Genomic DNA, 16,253 nt, shown 5'->3' with positions numbered 1-16,253 from the left:
CAGGTCAGGCAAACGCCTGTTCCAACGCGACGCCGGCCCCGGTCAACCCGGAATACGGCGCGGTTACCAACCACACCGGAATGCCCTTGAAGTAGTCACTCATGCAGCCTTTGTCGCTAAAACTCTTGGCGAAACCACTGTTGATAAAGAAGTCGGCAAACCTCGGTATCACCCCACCCACGATGTACACGCCACCGCGTCCACCGGTGGTCAGCACATTGTTGCCGGCGACGCGGCCCAGCCAGATGCTGAACTGGTCCAATACCTCCATCGCCACCGGGTCGCCGGCCAAGCCTGCGGCCGTGATGGCCTCGGGGGTTTCCAGTACCGGCGTATGGCCGTCGACCGCGCAAATGGCACGGTACAGGCGCGGCAACCCGCCACCGCTCAAGGCGGTTTCGGCGCTGACGTGGCCGATCTCAGTGTAGATGTGCTGCCACAGCTGGGTTTCACGCGGGCTGCTCAGGGGCAGGTCGACATGCCCGCCCTCCCCCGGCAACGCCGCAAAACGACCTGCGCCGAGGTCCAGCAGCGTCCCGACACCCAGGCCAGTGCCAGGGCCAATCACTACCGCCGGGCGCAACGGCTCCGGCGTACCCTCGCAAACCACGCGGAATTCGTCGGGCTTGAGGCGGGTCATGCCCAGGGCCATGGCCGAGAAGTCATTGACCAGCAGCAGTTCATCGACCTGCAACGTCTTGCAAAACGCAGTCTTGCTCAGGCGCCAGTGGTTGTTGGTGAATTTAAATTCATCGCCGCTCACCGGTCCGGCCACCGACAGGCACACCGCACCGATGTCGCCGATTTGCAGGCCTTCCTCGTTGAGGTAAACCTTGATCGCGTCTTCAGGGCTGGAGTGATCCGCCGTGGCATGCACGCGGATCGAATGCAGTTCCTGATCGCGCCACAACGCGAAACGGGCGTTGGTGCCCCCGATATCACCGACCAGCGCAAGCTTCACTTAAGCGTCTCCAAGGCAGAGGTAAAGGCGCTGGCGCCCTGCTCTGCGGAGCTTGCGGCCAAGCGCATAAATGCAAACAGCTCGCGACCGGCCCCCACGTTATTCCCCAACAGGCCCGTGGCAGGCGCGCGCGCTGCAAACTCATCGGCGTCCACCTTAAGCTCCAAGGTGCCCTTCACGCCATCCACGCGAATGATATCGCCATCGCGCACCCGCGCCAGCGGCCCGCCGCTCTGGGCTTCGGGGTTGACGTGAATCGCGGCGGGGATCTTACCCGACGCGCCGGACATGCGCCCGTCTGTTACCAGTGCGACTTTGAAGCCACGGTCCTGCAACACACCGAGGAACGGCGTCATCTTGTGCAATTCTGGCATGCCATTGGAGCGCGGGCCCTGGAAGCGCATGACGGCGACGAAGTCTTTTTCCAACTGGCCGGCCTTGAACGCGTCGGCCAGGTCTTGCTGGTCCTGGAACACCACCGCCGGTGCTTCAACAATCTGGTGCTCCGGCGCCACGGCCGAGACTTTCATCACGCCGCGACCGAGGTTGCCTTCCATCACGCGCAAGCCGCCTTCCGGCGAGAACGCACGGGCCACCGGGCGCAGGATGCTTTCGTCGAGGCTTTCGATAGGGCCGTCGCGCCAGATCAATTCGCCATCGACCAGGAAGGGTTCCTGGGTGTAGCGGCTCAGGCCCTTACCGGCCACAGTGTTGACGTCTTCGTGGAGCAGGCCGGCTTCGAGCAGTTCGCGGATCAGGAACGACATGCCGCCCGCCGCCTGGAAGTGGTTGATGTCGGCCTTGCCGTTTGGATACACGTGGGACAGGGTCGGCACCACCTCGGAGAGGTCGGCCATGTCGTCCCAGGTGAGGATGATGCCCGCCGACATGGCGATGGCCGGCATGTGCAGGGTGTGGTTGGTCGAACCGCCGGTGGCGTTGAGGGCGATGATGGAGTTGACGATGGATTTCTCGTCGACGATCTCGCCGATCGGCATGAAGCTGCCGTTGGCTTTGGTCAGGCGCGTGACCTGGTGCGCGGCTTCGCGGGTCAGCGCATCGCGCAGCGGTGTGTACGGGTTGACGAACGAGGCGCCCGGCAAGTGCAGGCCCATCACTTCCATCAGCAGCTGGTTGGTGTTGGCGGTGCCGTAGAAGGTGCAGGTGCCGGGGCTGTGGTAGGACTTCATCTCCGATTCCAGCAGCTCTTCGCGGGTGGCCTTGCCTTCGGCGTAGCGCTGGCGCACGTCGGCTTTCTGCTTGTTGGAGATGCCCGACGGCATCGGCCCGCCCGGCACGAAGATCATCGGCAGGTGGCCGTAGCGCAACGCGCCCATCATCAGGCCGGGGACAATCTTGTCGCAGATGCCCAGCATCAGCGCGGCATCAAACATGTTGTGGGACAGCGCTACCGCCGTGGACATGGCAATGACTTCACGGCTGAGCAGGCTCAACTCCATGCCAGGCTCGCCCTGGGTCACGCCGTCGCACATCGCGGGGGTGCCGCCGGCGAACTGGCCGACCGAGCCAACTTCGCGCAAGGCTTTCTTGATTTGTTCAGGGAAATGCTCGTACGGCTGGTGCGCCGAGAGCATGTCGTTATATGACGAAACAATTGCCACGTTGGCGGCATTCATCATGCGCAGACTATTTTTATCTTCAGTGCCGCAACCGGCCACGCCGTGGGCGAAGTTGGCGCATTGCAGCTTGCCGCGCATCGGACCGTCGATGGCTGCACCGCGAATGAGCGCAAGGTAGGCCTCGCGGGTGGCGCGGCTGCGGGCGATAAGCCGTTCGGTGACCTCAAGAACGCGGGGATGCATGTGTAGAACTCCAGGCTAACGGATGTGGCGACCTGAGTGTCTATGCTGATCAAACGCCCGCAGCGCATGGGATGGCAGGGAGTCGTTTGGATCATCGGACCAGTTGATTCAGGTCACTCGTTGTAGATTGAACAAAATATTGCCACTAAAAAGGCTTGTTTTCTATTTTTATGCGAATAATCTTGTAATTCTTACAACAAATCGACGACAGGCACTTTCCAATGACTCTTCGTATCGCAATCAATGGTTTTGGCCGTATCGGCCGTAATGTCCTGCGCGCACTGTATACCCAAGGCTACCGCCAGGATTTGCAGATCGTCGCCATCAACGATCTGGGCGACAGTTCGATCAACGCCCACCTGCTCAAATACGACACCGTGCATGGCACTTTCGACGCAGAGGTCGCCCACGATCAGGAAAGCCTGACCGTCAATGGTGACCGGATTGCCGTCAGCGCCATTCGCAACCCCGCCGACCTGCCGTGGGCTGCGCACAAGATCGACGTGGTGTTCGAATGCACCGGTCTGTTCACCGACCGTGACAAGGCTGCCGCCCATATTACCGCTGGTGCGCGCAAGGTGATCATCTCGGCACCGGCCAAGGGCGCGGACGCCACCGTGGTCTACGGTGTGAACCACGACATTCTGCGCCAATCCCACCAGATCATCTCCAACGCGTCGTGCACCACTAACTGCCTGGCGCCTGTGGCGCAAGTGCTGCACCGCGAGCTGGGCATCGAAAGTGGCCTGATGACCACGATTCACGCCTACACCAACGACCAGAACCTGACCGACGTCTACCACACCGACCCGTACCGTGCGCGTTCGGCCACCCAGAACATGATCCCGAGCAAGACCGGCGCAGCTGAAGCCGTCGGCCTGGTGCTGCCGGAACTGGCGGGCAAGTTGACCGGCATGGCGGTGCGTGTACCGGTGATCAACGTGTCGCTGGTGGACCTCACCGTGCAGTTGAAGAAAGAAGCCACTGCCGAACAAGTCAATGCATTGCTCAAGGATGCCAGCCAGCATTCCAAGATCCTTGGTTACAACACCTTGCCGCTGGTTTCCAGCGACTTCAACCACAACCCGTTGTCGTCGATCTTCGATGCCAATCACACCAAGGTCAGTGGCAAGTTGCTGAAAGTGTTGGCTTGGTATGACAACGAGTGGGGCTTCTCCAACCGTATGTTGGATAACTGCCTGGCGCTGTGTAACGCCGAATAACCCTCACGGGAAAAGGCTCACAGAAATAGCTACTTGCCATTTGAGTTGATGATAAGCATTATCATTAACTGCAAATCGGTCTGGTATCACTGTGAGCCAATCTCGCTTCAACCACGTTTTTCTCACCCAACGGGTGGTTCTGCTTCGCACCTTGCAGCGGATGGTGAATAACCACAGCACCGCCGAGGACCTGTTGCAGGAAACCTACCTGCGCGTGACTCGGGCCCTGAGCGAGCGGCCGATCGATCACCTTGAACCTTTTGTCTATCAGACGGCACGCAACCTGGCGCTGGATCATCTGCGCGCGCGCAGGATCCAGGCCCGCACGCTGCAGGAAGATGTTCCGCTGGACGTCCTGCAAAGCGTCGCGGCTCCCATCAGCACCCCCGAAGATGCCACCCAGGCCGAGCAAATGCTTGAAGCCTTGAGCGTCAGCCTGGGCCAGTTGAGCGCCCGCCAACAGCAGATCTTCATCCTCAGCCGCCTGCATGGTTGCAGCTACCAGGAGATTGCCGATCAGTTGGAAGTGTCCTTGAGCACCGTGCAAAAGGAACTCAAATTGATCATGGCCATCTGTGTAGGTGTGGCCGAACGGCTGGATCGGCCTTAAGCTTCACCCGAAAGAAGCGTCGACCCAGGCTGTAGGAAAGTTGAATAGAACGTGGCGAAGACCCGAGGAACACCGTGACGGACCCGAATAAACTGCAGCCCCATGAGCTGGCTCATGAGGTGTTGCAAGACACGGCTATGGATCAAGCCCTCGACTGGCTGATCGCCTTGCAGTGCCCGCAACCCGGGCAGCAAGCCGAATTCGAAGCCTGGCTGGCCAGCAATCCCGCCCACGTTCATGCTTTCGCCAAGGCCCAGGCCGCCTGGGGTGGCGCGCCGGTGCACAGTGCCGCCGTCGCACTGGCCGTACCGCGTAAACCCAGCGCCTGGCGCCGCATCAAACCGCATTGGAAACCACTGGCTACCGCCGCCGTGCTGCTGATCGGCCTGTTCAGCTTCAGCAACCTGCCGGTACGCCTGCAAGCCGACCACCTCACCGTGGTGGGCGAACGCCAGCGCCTGCAACTGGACGACGGTTCCAAGGTGCTGCTGAACACCAACTCGGCGTTTTCCAGCAGCATCAAGGACCACCAGCGCATCGCCCGCCTGTACCAAGGCGAGGCGTTTTTCGAAATCGTGCCCAGCCACGGCCTGCCCCTGGAAATCGACGCCGGCCCCGTGCGTGCCAGCGTGCGCGATACGGCGTTTGCCGTGCGTTACCTGAATGGCGAAGCTCAGGTGCAAGTGCAACGCGGCGATGTCGACCTGAGCAACACCTTCGACGATGCCCGTGTGCGCCTGAGCGCCGGTGAAAGCATCCGCATCGGGCCCAAGGGCTTCGGCCAGCCGGCCAAGCTGGACACCAACAAGGACCTGGCCTGGGTGCAAGGACGGCTGATTTTCGAAAACTGCCCGATGAGCGAAGTGCTCGCCGAGTTGCGTCGCTATTACCCGGGTTGGATCGTCAACACCAATGACCAACTCGCCAGCGTCGCCGTCACCGGCAATTATCGCCTCGACCAGCCCCTGGACGTGGTGCGATCCCTGGCCCACATCACCTCGGCCAAGCTGTCGGAATACCCGGCGCTGGTGATCTTGAACTAAATGAGAATTATTTTTACTCGATAGCTGAGGGTGGTACGTCTCGTCTTAGCCAATGCAACTGATTCCTATTTGTTTCAGTTCGCAACTATAAGATTCGTACCCCGGAGCGCTCTCGATGTCCTCTTGTTTCAACCGCCGGTCCTCTTCGCCCGTCCTGTCCATGCTGACGGCCGCCATTCTGCTGGCCGGTGCGCCAGTGATGAGCGCCACCGCCGCCGAACCTGCTGCGCGCAGCCATGGCAACTACAACTTCAGCATCGAGCAGCAATCGCTGGTCTCGGCCCTCAACGCCTTTACCGCCGTGACCGGCTGGCAAGTCGGCCTGCCCGCTGAATTGGGCCAGGGTGTGTCGTCCCCTGGCGTGCGCGGCCCGCTGCCGCCGGAAAAAGCCCTGGACCGGCTGTTGGTGGGGACCAACCTGAGCTATCGCAAACTGGGCAGCAACAACATCGTCCTGGAAAAACGCGCAGCGGGCAGCACCCTCAACCTGCAACAGGTGACCATCAGCGCCACCCGCAATGAGCAGGACGTGAGCAGCGTACCGAGCACCGTCAGCGTGCATGACCGCGAAGAGCTGGACCTCCAGAACGTCAACACCATCCGCGAGCTGGTGCGCTATGAGCCCGGCGTTTCGGTCGGTGGCGCCGGCACCCGTGCCGGTAACGCCGGCTTCAACATTCGCGGCATCGACGGCGACCGCATCCTCACTCAGGTCGATGGCGTGGAAGTGCCGGACAACTTCTTCAACGGCCCCTACGCCAAGACCCGTCGCAACTACGTCGACCCGGAAATCGTCAAGCGCGTCGAGATCCTGCGCGGTCCGGCCTCGGCCCTGTACGGTAGCAGCGCCATTGGCGGCGCAGTGAGTTACTTCACCCTCGACCCGGACGACATCATCAAGCCCGGCCAGGACGTCGGCGCCCGTCTCAAGACCGGCTACAGCTCCGCCGATGAAAGCTGGCTGACCTCCGGCACCTTCGCTGGTCGCGTACAGGACTTCGACGGTTTGCTGCACCTGAGCCAGCGCAATGGCCACGAAATGGAGTCCTACGACGGCAACAACGCCACCGGCCTGGCCCGTACCGGCGCCAACCCGGAAGACGCGCGCACCACCAACATCCTGGCCAAGCTGGGCTGGAATTACGGCGACGACAATCGCCTTGGCCTGACGTATGAGAAGTACAAGGACGATCGCGACACTAACCAGAAGAACGCCATAGGCGGGCCGTTCAACACCGGTGCCCCTGTCTCCCCCAACCTGTACCGCGCACGCTCGGGCAACGACACCATCACCCGTGAGCGCTTCGGCCTGGAAAACAGCTTCGCGCTCGAATCGCCGATTGCCGACCGCATCAAGACCAGCCTCAACTATCAGATTGCCAAGACCGACCAGACCACCGCCGAGATCTACCAGGCCGGCCGTCGCGTGCTGCGGACCCGCGATACGCTCTACCAGGAAAAACAATGGGTATTCGATGCCCAACTGGACAAGGCCTTCAGCGTCGGTGACACCGATCACCAAGTGACCTACGGCACCACCCTCAAGCAGCAGAAAGTCACCGGTTCCCGTGAAGGTGCCGCCACCTGCCTGGCCGTCGGCAGTGGCTGTACCGCCATCGGCGCCCCCAGCCCGTCTGCCACAGACAGCGTGAGAAAGGCCAGCGACTTCCCGGACCCGACCATCAACACCTATTCGCTGTTTGCCCAGGATCAGATCGCCTGGAACAACTGGACCTTCCTGCCCAGCGTTCGCTATGACTACACCCAGCTCAAACCCAAGCTGACCGAGGACTTCCTCAACGCCACCGACCCGAACCGGATCTACCCACACGACGACGACACCAAGACCTGGCACCGTGTTTCGCCGAAATTCGGCCTGACCTACGCGCTGACAGACCACTACACCTGGTTCGGCCAATACGCCGAAGGCTTCCGCACGCCATCAGCCAAGGCCCTGTACGGCCGCTTTGAAAATATCCAGCAAGGGTACGTGGTCGAGCCAAACCCAAGCCTCAAGCCGGAAACCAGCAAAGGCATCGAGACCGGGATTCGCGGTAACTTCGACGCGGGTAACTTCGATGTCGCGGTGTTCTACAACAAGTACAAAGACTTCATCGACGAGGACAACACCTCCGTCGCCCCGACCGGCACGATCTTCCAGCCGTTCAACATCAAGCGCGCCACCATCAAGGGCATCGAAGCCAAGGGCCGCATGAACCTGGACGCGTTTGGCGCGCCCCAAGGCCTGTACACCCAAGGTGCGGTGGCGTACGCCTATGGCCGCAACGACGAGACCGGCGAGCCCCTCAACAGTGTCAACCCGCTCAAGGGCGTGTTCGGGCTGGGTTACGACCAGGAACAATACGGCGCGTTGGTCAGTTGGACACTGGTCAAGAAACAGAACCGCGTCGACAGCACCACCTTCTTCTCGCCAGACGGCGACAAGTCCAAGGGCCCGTTCAAGACCCCAGGCTTTGGCATCGTCGACCTGACCGGCTTCTACAAAGTCACCAACGACGTGACCCTCAACGGCGGCCTCTACAACCTGACCGACAAGAAGTACTGGAACTGGGATGACGTACGCAGCTACGACGGTGTCGGCGAAGCCGGCGTGACCTCCCCGGCCAACCTCGACCGCCTGACCCAGCCGGGTCGCAACTTTGCGATAAACGTGATCTGGGACATCTGATCCGCCCTACTCACCTCGTCGAAATGTCATCGACGAGGTGAGGATTTTTTACTGTGCCGCGTCTTCTTGTTCGTCTAGTTGATAACAGCTCTCTTTAGGGCACCCAGGCGCTCCCCTTCTCAAGGACTTTTTCATGACCGCTTCTCCAACCGCAGAACGCCCAAGCCTACGCTCCCAGCGCCTGAACCAGATCACCAACGAGCCACACACCAAGCTCGACGCCCTGGTCAAAGCCCACGCGCCGTTTGAAACCCAGGCCAATTTCGCGCGTTTCGTGGTCGCGCAGTACCTGTTCCAGTCGGAATTGGTGGCGCTGTACAACGATGCCGAGCTGATCAAGATCGTGCCGGACCTGGCCGAGCGTTGCCGCGCCGAAGCCGCCAAACTGGACCTGGGCGACCTCGACACCGAAGTGCCTGCACCGGTCGCCGGTGCCGTGAAGAGCCCGAGCAAAGCCGAAGCCTTGGGCTGGCTGTTCGTGTCCGAAGGCTCCAAGCTGGGCGCTGCGTTCCTGATCAAGCGCGCCGTGGGCCTGGGCCTGAGCGAAACCTTCGGTGCCCGCCACCTGGGCGAACCGGCCGGTGGTCGTGCCGAAGGCTGGAAGCGCTTCACCCGCACGCTCGACGGCCTGGAGTTCAGCGCTGAAGAAGAAGCCGCCGTGGAAAAAGGCGCAATCGACGCGTTTGTACGCTTCACCGTCTTGCTGGAACAAGCGTACGCTAGCGCCCCTGAACTGGCCTGAAACCCTGTAGGAGCGGCTACGTCCGCTCCTGCTTCCTCGACTCTGTAAATCGCTCCCATGACCGGCAAAACCCAATCCACCTCGAAAATCGCCCGGATCCTCTTCGGCCTGCTGGCCTACGTCAGCCTGGGCATCGGGCTGGTGGCGATTGTCGTGCCGGGTTTGCCCACCACCGAATTCATTCTGCTCGCCGCCTGGGCCGCCACCAAAAGCTCACCGCGCCTCAGCGCCTGGCTGGAAAACCACCGGCTGTTCGGGCCCATCCTGTGCAACTGGCGCAACGGCAAGATCATCGCCCGCCGCGCCAAAGTCAGTGCCACGGTAAGCATGCTGTTGTGCGCCATCCTGATGCTGGTGATGCTTGATCACGGCTGGCCGATCTACCTGGCGATCGCCGGGATGAGCCTGGGCAATCTGTGGATCTGGTCACGCCCGGAACGGCTCGCAGCGCCCGTATAACGGCGCGTGTAGGGTTTTTCCTACCGCTCATCGCCTCTCTCTCATGAATTGATTCATGACGCCGATGTTTCAGACATAGCGCTGAATGGACTTGGCCTGCACTGCGTGCTTTCCAACAAGTCCATTCGTGAGTGAACCTATGTTCGACACCCTCTCCATTCGCTTGAAAATCGTGCTGCTGTCAGGCCTTTGCCTCTTGGGGGTCATCGCACTGATCATCAGCATCAACCTCTACGAAACCAATCAGAACGATCAACTGATCAGCGATTCAAGCTCGCGAATGCTCACTAACAGCGTGCAGAACCTGCTGCAATCCAAAGCCGCCGAACAGGCCGTGCAGCTGCAGAAAACCTTTGGCGAAAACCTGTTGGTGGTGACGGCCCTTGCCGACCAGGTCAAGGACCTGCGCGCCCTGGCCGCCAAGCGTTCACTGGAGCCTGGCGCCTTGCGGGAAGAACTCAACCAGAGCCTCAAGACCACCTTCGAACGCAACAGCAAGGTGCTGGGTATCTGGCTGTCGTTCGAGCCCAATGGACTGGATGGCAAGGACAGCGAATTCGTCGACGACAAGGCCCGCGTGTCCAACGAAAAAGGCCGTTTCTCCAGCTACTGGAGCCGCGCCGGCGGTGAAGGCCTGAACACCATCATGGTCGAGGAAGACCTGACCAAGACCACCCCCAACCTCAGCGGCACGCCCTACAACATCTGGTACACCTGCCCACGGGACACGCGCAAGGTTTGCCTGCTGGATCCCTACGCCGATGAAGTGGCCGGCAAGCAGATGCTGATGACCACCATTGCCTTGCCGCTGATCGTGGACGGCAAAGTCATCGGCGTGGTGGGTATCGACATCGCCCTCAACACCCTGCAGGCCGTGACGGACGCGGCGCAAAAAGAACTGTTCGACGGCGCGGCGCATCTGGAGATCCTGTCCAGCACCGGCCTGATCGCAGCCTACAGCGGCCAGCCGGACAAGGTTGGCAAAAACCTGATCGACACCCTCGGCGCCGAAGGCAAGGAAATCGTGCAGTTGCTGGCCGGCGACTCGTCCATGATCCGCGAGCAGGAGGACACCATCCGCGCCGTGTACCCGGTCAAGCCGATTGCCGATGCAAAATCCTGGGGCGTGGTGATCACGCTACCCAAGAACGTGATGCTGGCTGACACCTTGAAGCTGCAAGACGTGCTCGACAAAGCCCAGGCCGCCGGTACGCTCAAGGCCTTGCTGGTCGGCGCCGCCGCCGCGCTGCTGGGTTTGCTGCTGATCTGGCTGACCGCCACTGGCGTAACTCGCCCAATCAACAGCGTGGCCGCCATGCTCAAGGACATCGCCAGCGGCGACGGTGACCTCACTCAACGCCTGGCCTACACCAAGAAGGATGAACTCGGAGAGCTGGTCAACTGGTTCAACCGCTTCCTCGACAAGCTGCAACCGACCATCGCCCAGATCAAGCAAAGCATCACCGAAGCCCGTGGCACCGCCGATCAATCCTCCGCCATCGCGCGCCAGACCAGCGAAGGCATGCAGGTGCAGTTCCGCGAGATCGACCAGGTGGCCACGGCCTCCAACGAAATGAGCGCGACTGCCCACGATGTCGCCAACAGCGCCTCCAATGCTGCCAGCGCGGCGCGGGGTGCGGATCAGTCGGCGCGCGAAGGCATGTCGATCATCGAGCAGAGCACCCGCGACATCACCACCCTGGCCGAAGAAGTCAGCAAGGCCGTGGGCGAAGTCGAAGCCTTGGCGGTCAACAGCGAGCAGATTGGTTCGGTGCTGGAAGTGATCCGCAGCATCGCCGAGCAGACCAACCTGCTGGCGCTGAACGCCGCCATCGAAGCGGCACGCGCCGGGGAAAGCGGGCGTGGTTTTGCGGTGGTGGCCGACGAAGTGCGCAACCTGGCCAAGCGCACCCAGGACTCCGTGGAGGAAATCCGCCTGGTGATCGAACGCATCCAGAGCGGCACCCGCGGCGTGGTGGCAACCATGCATTCAAGCCAGAGCCAGGCCCAGAGCAATGCCGGGCAGATCCATCAAGCGGTGCAGGCCTTGGGCAAAATCAGCGATGCGGTGACCGTGATCAGCGACATGAACCTGCAAATCGCCAGCGCCGCCGAACAACAGAGCGCCGTGGCCGAAGAGGTCAACCGCAACGTTTCGGCGATCCGTACCGTGACCGAAACCCTCACCGGCCAGGCCACCGAGTCGGCGGCCATCAGCAGCCAACTCAATGCGTTGGCCAGCCAGCAGATGAAGCTGATGGATCAGTTCAGGGTCTGACTCGGTTCCAAAACCACAGAGATACTTGTGGGAGCCCGCTCCCACACTTGGATCACCTTGGCTTTAGAGACCTGGCCAGGCCTGTACGAACGCAGTCACATCTTCTTTAGCCGCCGTACGCGGTGGATTCTGCGGCGTGCCCAGGTAGAGGAAGCCAATCACTTCCTCATCTGCCGTCAGCCCCAGGCCTTTGGCGACATGGGCCGAATAGGACAACTCGCCAGTGCGCCACACGGCGCCAATTCCCTGGGCATACGCCGCCAGCAGGATGCCGTGGGCCGCACAGGCGGCGGCCAGCAATTGCTCGGATTTCGGCACCTTGAAGTGTTCCTGCAAACGGGCAATCACCACCACCACCAACGGCGCACGCAACGGGCCGTTCTGGGCCTTGTCGATGGCGGCTTGTGGCGCATCGGCGTCTTGCAGGCGCGCAGCCTCGGCCAACAGCGTGCCCATTTGCTCACGGGCAGCACCTTCAACGGTGAGGAAGCGCCAAGGGCGCAATTGGCCGTGGTCAGGCGCACGCATGGCGGCGGCGAACAGCACGTCGCGCTGCTCCTGGGTCGGCGCCGGTTCCAGCAGACGCGGCACGGAAACACGGTTGAGCAAAGCGTCGAGAGCCTGCATTGGCCACCTCCAGAGAAAAATGTGCGGCCATTCTAGCGGGAATGCATCGCCATCCACCAAACGATAATTGCTCTTATTCATTCGGCCCTGCCCTGTTAGACTTTGCGACCTTATTTTCAGCCTTCGCGCCAGGAAACTCGATGTTCCGTCTGCTTTTCCGCCTATCCGCAGCCGTGTTGGCCTTGAGCCTGACTGCCTGCGATGACGCGCCACGTTTCACCAAGGCCGAGCCGGGTGAATCACGGGCGGGCGGCGCTGCGACGGTGAACAAGCGCGACCAGAATGCATTTTCCCTGCCTTCGGCCAACCTGTCGCCCACCCGGCGCCTGGATTTCAGCGTGGGTAACAGCTTCTTTCGCAGCCCCTGGGTGATCGCGCCGTCCACCACCACCGCGCGTGATGGACTTGGCCCGCTGTTCAACACCAATGCCTGCCAGAACTGCCATATCAAGGATGGCCGTGGGCACCCGCCATTACCCGACGCACCGAATGCAGTGTCGATGCTGGTGCGCCTGTCGATTCCGGATGCGGCGCCCTATGCCAAGCTCATCGAACAGGTCGGCGTGGTGCCCGAGCCGGTCTACGGCGGTCAGTTGCAGGATATGGCTGTGCCGGGCGTGCAGCCTGAAGGCAAGGTGCGGGTCGACTACACACCGGTCAACGTGACGTTCAAGGACGGCACGGTGGTCGAGCTGCGCAAGCCGGACCTGCAGATCACCCAGCTCGGTTACGGCCCGATGCATCCGGATACACGCTTCTCCGCACGCATCGCCCCACCCATGATCGGCCTGGGCCTGCTCGAAGCCATCAGCGACGCCGATATCCTGCGCAACACCGACCCGAAGACCGCCGACCAGGAAGCCATCGTCGGCCGTGCCAATTGGGTCTGGGACGACGCCCAGCAAAAAACCGTGCTTGGGCGTTTTGGCTGGAAAGCCGGGCAACCCAACCTCAATCAACAAAATGTTCACGCGTTTTCTGGTGATATGGGCCTCACCACCTCTTTGAGACCCTTCGATGACTGCACCGATGCCCAAGTCGCCTGCAAACAGGCCCCCAACGGCAATGGCCCCGATGGCGAGCCGGAAGTCAGCGACAACATCCTGCGCCTGGTGCTGTTCTACACCCGCAACCTCGCCGTGCCAGCGCGCCGTGGCGTCAACACGCCGCAGGTGCTGGCCGGCAAGAACCTGTTCTACCAGGCCGGTTGCCAAGGCTGTCACACGCCCGCGTTCACCACGGCGGCCAATGCCGCTGAACCTGAGCTGGCCAACCAAGTGATCCGCCCCTACAGCGACCTGCTGCTGCACGACATGGGCGAAGGCCTGGCCGACAACCGCAGCGAATTCAAGGCCGGTGGCCGCGACTGGCGCACGCCGCCGTTGTGGGGCATTGGCCTGACGCAAACCGTGAGTGGCCACACCCAGTTCTTGCATGACGGCCGCGCCCGCAACCTGCTGGAGGCCGTGCTGTGGCACGGCGGTGAAGCACAAGCGGCGCAGCAGCATGTGTTGTCCTTTAATGCCGAGCAGCGCGCTGCGTTGCTGGCGTTCCTGAATTCTTTATAAGCTTCGCCCCAATTACAGAAGGGAGCTCGACATGTTCCGTCCCAAGTTGTTGTTCACCAGCCTGGCCGCCCTCGCCCTCGGTGCCTGCTCGCCGCAAGACCCGCAAGCGGTGACCTCGGCGGCCATCGCCAAGCAAGTGATCCTGCCGACCTACAGCCGTTGGGTCGAAGCCGACCGCCAACTGGCCGTCAGCGCCCTGGCCTACTGCCAAGGCAAAGAGAGCCTGGACACCGCCCGTGCCGACTTCCTGCACGCGCAAAAGGCCTGGGCCGAGCTGCAACCGCTGTTGATCGGCCCGCTGGCCGAGGGCAACCGTTCGTGGCAGGTGCAGTTCTGGCCGGACAAGAAGAACCTGGTCGGCCGCCAGGTCGAGCAACTGGTCGCCAGCCAGCCGCAGATCGATGGCGCCGCCCTGGCCAAGTCCAGCGTGGTGGTGCAAGGCCTGTCGGCCTACGAATACATCCTCTACGACGCCAAGACCGACATCGCCGACGACGCGCAAAAAGCCCGTTACTGCCCACTGCTGGTGGCCATCGGCGACCGTCAAAAAGCCCTGGCCGAAGAGATCCTGGCCAGCTGGAACAGCACCGACGGCATGCTGGCGCAGATGACCAAGTTTCCGAACCAGCGCTACGCCGATTCCCACGAAGCCATTGCCGATCTGCTGCGCGTCCAAGTGACCGCACTGGACACTCTGAAGAAAAAACTCGGCACGCCAATGGGCCGCCAGACCAAGGGCATCCCGCAGCCCTTCCAGGCCGATGCATGGCGCAGCCAGTCGTCCCTGCAAAGCCTCGAAGCCAGCCTTGCCGCCGCCCAGACCGTATGGGTCGGCGTCGACAACAAAGGCCTGCGCGGCCTGCTGCCGTCCGAGCAGAAGCCGTTGGCCGACAAGATCGACGCCGCCTATGCCGCGTCCCTCAAACTCTTCGCCAGCAACCAGCGCACCCTCAATGAACTGCTGGCCGACGACGCCGGGCGCCAACAGCTCAACGATATCTACGACAGCCTCAACGTCGTCCACCGCCTGCACGAAGGCGAATTGGCCAAGGCGCTGGGCATTCAACTGGGCTTTAACGCCAACGACGGTGACTGATGATGCTCAGGCGACAGGCTTTGGCGGTTGGCAGCGTGCTGCTCAGTGCGCTCACGTTGGGCGGCTGGACGCTGTTCAAAGGGAAAGACAAGGGCCCGCTGCTGCTCTCGGCGCGGGATGATGCAGACGGCAAGCACTATGCCGTGGGCTATCGCCTGGACGGCAAGCCGGTGTTTGCCACCCAGGTCGGCCAGCGCTGCCACGACATCATCAACCACCCGACGCTGCCAATTGCACTGTTTGTCGCCCGTCGCCCAGGCACCGAGAGTTACCTGATCGACTTGCGTGATGGCGCGCTGCTGCAAACCATCACCTCCAAGGCGAATCGCCATTTCTATGGCCACGCGGTCATTCACAAGAGCGGCGACTGGTTGTACGCCACCGAGAACGACACGTCCGACCCCGGCCGTGGCCTGCTTGGTGTGTATAAGTTCGAAGGCGAGCGGCTGGTGCATACCGGCGAGATGTCCACCCACGGCATCGGCCCGCATCAGGTGTCATGGATGCCCGACGGTGAGACGCTGGTGGTGGCCAACGGCGGCATTCGCACCGAAGCCGAAAGCCGCGTGGAAATGAACCTCAACGCCATGGAGCCAAGCCTGGTGCTGATGCACCGCGACGGCAGCCTGATCAGCAAGGAAACCCTGGACCAGCAGATGAACAGCGTGCGCCATATGGGGATCGCCAGCGATGGCACCATCCTCACCGGGCAGCAGTTCATGGGCGCGTCACAGGAGCGTTCCGAGTTGCTGGCAATCAAGCGGCCGGGCCAACCCTTCGTGGCGTTCCCGGTGGCTGATGAGCAGTTGCAGGCCATGGGGCACTACACCGCCAGCGTCGCGGTGCACAGCGAGTTGCGCCTGGTGGCGTTGACCGCTCCACGGGGCAACCGCTTCTTTATCTGGGACATGGACAGTGGCGAGCTGCGCCTGGATGGGCCACTGCCCGACTGTGCCGGTGTCGGCGCCGTCGAGGATGGTTTTGTCGTGACCTCGGGCCAAGGTCGTTGCCGGTTCTACGATTGTCGTCAGAAACCGTTGGTGGCAAAGCCGTTGGAATTGCCCGCCGGGCTCTGGGATAACCACCTGCATCTGATCTGAGCTGGCGCACAGCAAAAAAAAGGGCCTCGCATCG

13 protein-coding genes and 1 pseudogene are annotated in these 16,253 nt (G+C 61.9%); 11 read left to right on the top strand and 3 right to left on the bottom strand.

Going from position 1 to position 16,253, the window contains the following annotated elements; genetic code table 11:
• Positions 1–4: 4 nt before the first annotated feature.
• Together HX823_RS01300 and edd are read right to left on the bottom strand one after the other, a co-directional pair.
• Positions 5–961 (bottom strand): glucokinase, encoded by a 957-nt coding sequence (locus HX823_RS01300; protein ID WP_038845937.1) that lies wholly within the window; start codon positions 959–961, stop codon positions 5–7.
• A complete protein-coding gene (gene edd / locus HX823_RS01295; protein WP_016975495.1) occupies positions 958–2,784 on the bottom strand; it encodes a phosphogluconate dehydratase in 1,827 nt (608 codons plus the stop codon). Before edd ends, HX823_RS01300 begins: the two co-directional genes overlap by 4 nt.
• Before the next feature lie 221 nt (positions 2,785–3,005).
• Between edd and gap the strand changes: the two genes are divergently transcribed.
• From gap to HX823_RS32205, 8 genes and pseudogenes are all read left to right on the top strand, one after another.
• Entirely contained in the window at positions 3,006–4,007 is a 1,002-nt protein-coding gene (gene gap, locus HX823_RS01290) for a type I glyceraldehyde-3-phosphate dehydrogenase (RefSeq protein WP_038845935.1), read from the top strand.
• Positions 4,008–4,098: 91 nt separating this feature from the next.
• Positions 4,099–4,617, top strand: coding sequence for an RNA polymerase sigma factor (locus HX823_RS01285; RefSeq protein WP_033898538.1), 519 nt, complete (start codon positions 4,099–4,101; stop codon positions 4,615–4,617).
• A 74-nt stretch (positions 4,618–4,691) separates the two neighbouring features.
• Positions 4,692–5,660, top strand: coding sequence for a FecR domain-containing protein (locus HX823_RS01280; RefSeq protein WP_177073952.1), 969 nt, complete (start codon positions 4,692–4,694; stop codon positions 5,658–5,660).
• A 115-nt stretch (positions 5,661–5,775) separates the two neighbouring features.
• On the top strand, positions 5,776–8,349 hold the full coding sequence (locus tag HX823_RS01275) for a TonB-dependent receptor (RefSeq protein ID WP_177073951.1): 2,574 nt from the start codon (positions 5,776–5,778) through the stop codon (positions 8,347–8,349).
• Positions 8,350–8,482: 133 nt separating this feature from the next.
• Positions 8,483–9,091, top strand: coding sequence for a biliverdin-producing heme oxygenase (locus HX823_RS01270; RefSeq protein WP_177073950.1), 609 nt, complete (start codon positions 8,483–8,485; stop codon positions 9,089–9,091).
• A 57-nt stretch (positions 9,092–9,148) separates the two neighbouring features.
• On the top strand, positions 9,149–9,550 hold the full coding sequence (locus HX823_RS01265) for a YbaN family protein (RefSeq protein WP_177073949.1): 402 nt from the start codon (positions 9,149–9,151) through the stop codon (positions 9,548–9,550).
• 85 nt (positions 9,551–9,635) lie between these two features.
• Positions 9,636–10,970, top strand: a pseudogene (locus HX823_RS32210) (HAMP domain-containing protein); the annotation flags it as partial.
• Between the two features lie 102 nt (positions 10,971–11,072).
• Positions 11,073–11,828 carry a methyl-accepting chemotaxis protein gene (locus HX823_RS32205; RefSeq protein WP_370468593.1) on the top strand — a complete coding sequence of 252 codons (756 nt, stop codon included), beginning with the start codon at positions 11,073–11,075 and terminating at the stop codon, positions 11,826–11,828.
• 63 nt (positions 11,829–11,891) lie between these two features.
• Here the strand turns inward: HX823_RS32205 and HX823_RS01255 are convergent, their stop codons facing one another.
• The gene (locus tag HX823_RS01255) at positions 11,892–12,455 is read right to left on the bottom strand and encodes an NAD(P)H nitroreductase (protein ID WP_038845925.1); all 564 of its coding nucleotides are present in this window, start codon (positions 12,453–12,455) and stop codon (positions 11,892–11,894) included.
• A 140-nt stretch (positions 12,456–12,595) separates the two neighbouring features.
• Here HX823_RS01255 and HX823_RS01250 point away from each other — a divergent pair, with 140 nt between their 5' ends.
• From HX823_RS01250 to HX823_RS01240, 3 genes are read left to right on the top strand one after another with little or no spacing between them, the layout of a single operon-like run.
• A complete protein-coding gene (locus tag HX823_RS01250) occupies positions 12,596–14,023 on the top strand; it encodes a di-heme oxidoredictase family protein (protein ID WP_177073947.1) in 1,428 nt (475 codons plus the stop codon).
• A gap of 31 nt (positions 14,024–14,054) precedes the next feature.
• Positions 14,055–15,119: an imelysin family protein gene (locus HX823_RS01245; RefSeq protein WP_016975505.1), complete on the top strand. Its 1,065-nt coding sequence runs from the start codon at positions 14,055–14,057 to the stop codon at positions 15,117–15,119.
• A 2-nt stretch (positions 15,120–15,121) separates the two neighbouring features.
• Entirely contained in the window at positions 15,122–16,219 is a 1,098-nt protein-coding gene (locus HX823_RS01240) for a DUF1513 domain-containing protein (protein ID WP_177074173.1), read from the top strand.
• Positions 16,220–16,253: the final 34 nt, after the last annotated feature.

Source organism: Pseudomonas sp. P7759 (genome assembly GCF_013386445.1).
Classification (GTDB): Bacteria; Pseudomonadota; Gammaproteobacteria; order Pseudomonadales; family Pseudomonadaceae; genus Aquipseudomonas; species Aquipseudomonas azotoformans_A.
Note: the sequence above shows the minus strand (reverse complement) of the source record. Positions and strands in the feature narration are given on the sequence as shown.

Bases quoted from the DNA above. Each gene is read 5' to 3' on its own strand.
- edd (WP_016975495.1), bottom strand. From the start codon at position 2,784: ATGCATCCCCGCGTTCTTGAGGTCACCGAACGGCTTATCGCCCGCAGC.
- gap (WP_038845935.1), top strand. From the start codon at position 3,006: ATGACTCTTCGTATCGCAATCAATGGTTTTGGCCGTATCGGCCGTAAT.
- HX823_RS01275 (WP_177073951.1), top strand. From the start codon at position 5,776: ATGTCCTCTTGTTTCAACCGCCGGTCCTCTTCGCCCGTCCTGTCCATG.
- HX823_RS01270 (WP_177073950.1), top strand. From the start codon at position 8,483: ATGACCGCTTCTCCAACCGCAGAACGCCCAAGCCTACGCTCCCAGCGC.
- HX823_RS01265 (WP_177073949.1), top strand. From the start codon at position 9,149: ATGACCGGCAAAACCCAATCCACCTCGAAAATCGCCCGGATCCTCTTC.
- HX823_RS32205 (WP_370468593.1), top strand. From the start codon at position 11,073: ATGCAGGTGCAGTTCCGCGAGATCGACCAGGTGGCCACGGCCTCCAAC.
- HX823_RS01255 (WP_038845925.1), bottom strand. From the start codon at position 12,455: ATGCAGGCTCTCGACGCTTTGCTCAACCGTGTTTCCGTGCCGCGTCTG.
- HX823_RS01250 (WP_177073947.1), top strand. From the start codon at position 12,596: ATGTTCCGTCTGCTTTTCCGCCTATCCGCAGCCGTGTTGGCCTTGAGC.
- HX823_RS01245 (WP_016975505.1), top strand. From the start codon at position 14,055: ATGTTCCGTCCCAAGTTGTTGTTCACCAGCCTGGCCGCCCTCGCCCTC.
- HX823_RS01240 (WP_177074173.1), top strand. From the start codon at position 15,122: ATGCTCAGGCGACAGGCTTTGGCGGTTGGCAGCGTGCTGCTCAGTGCG.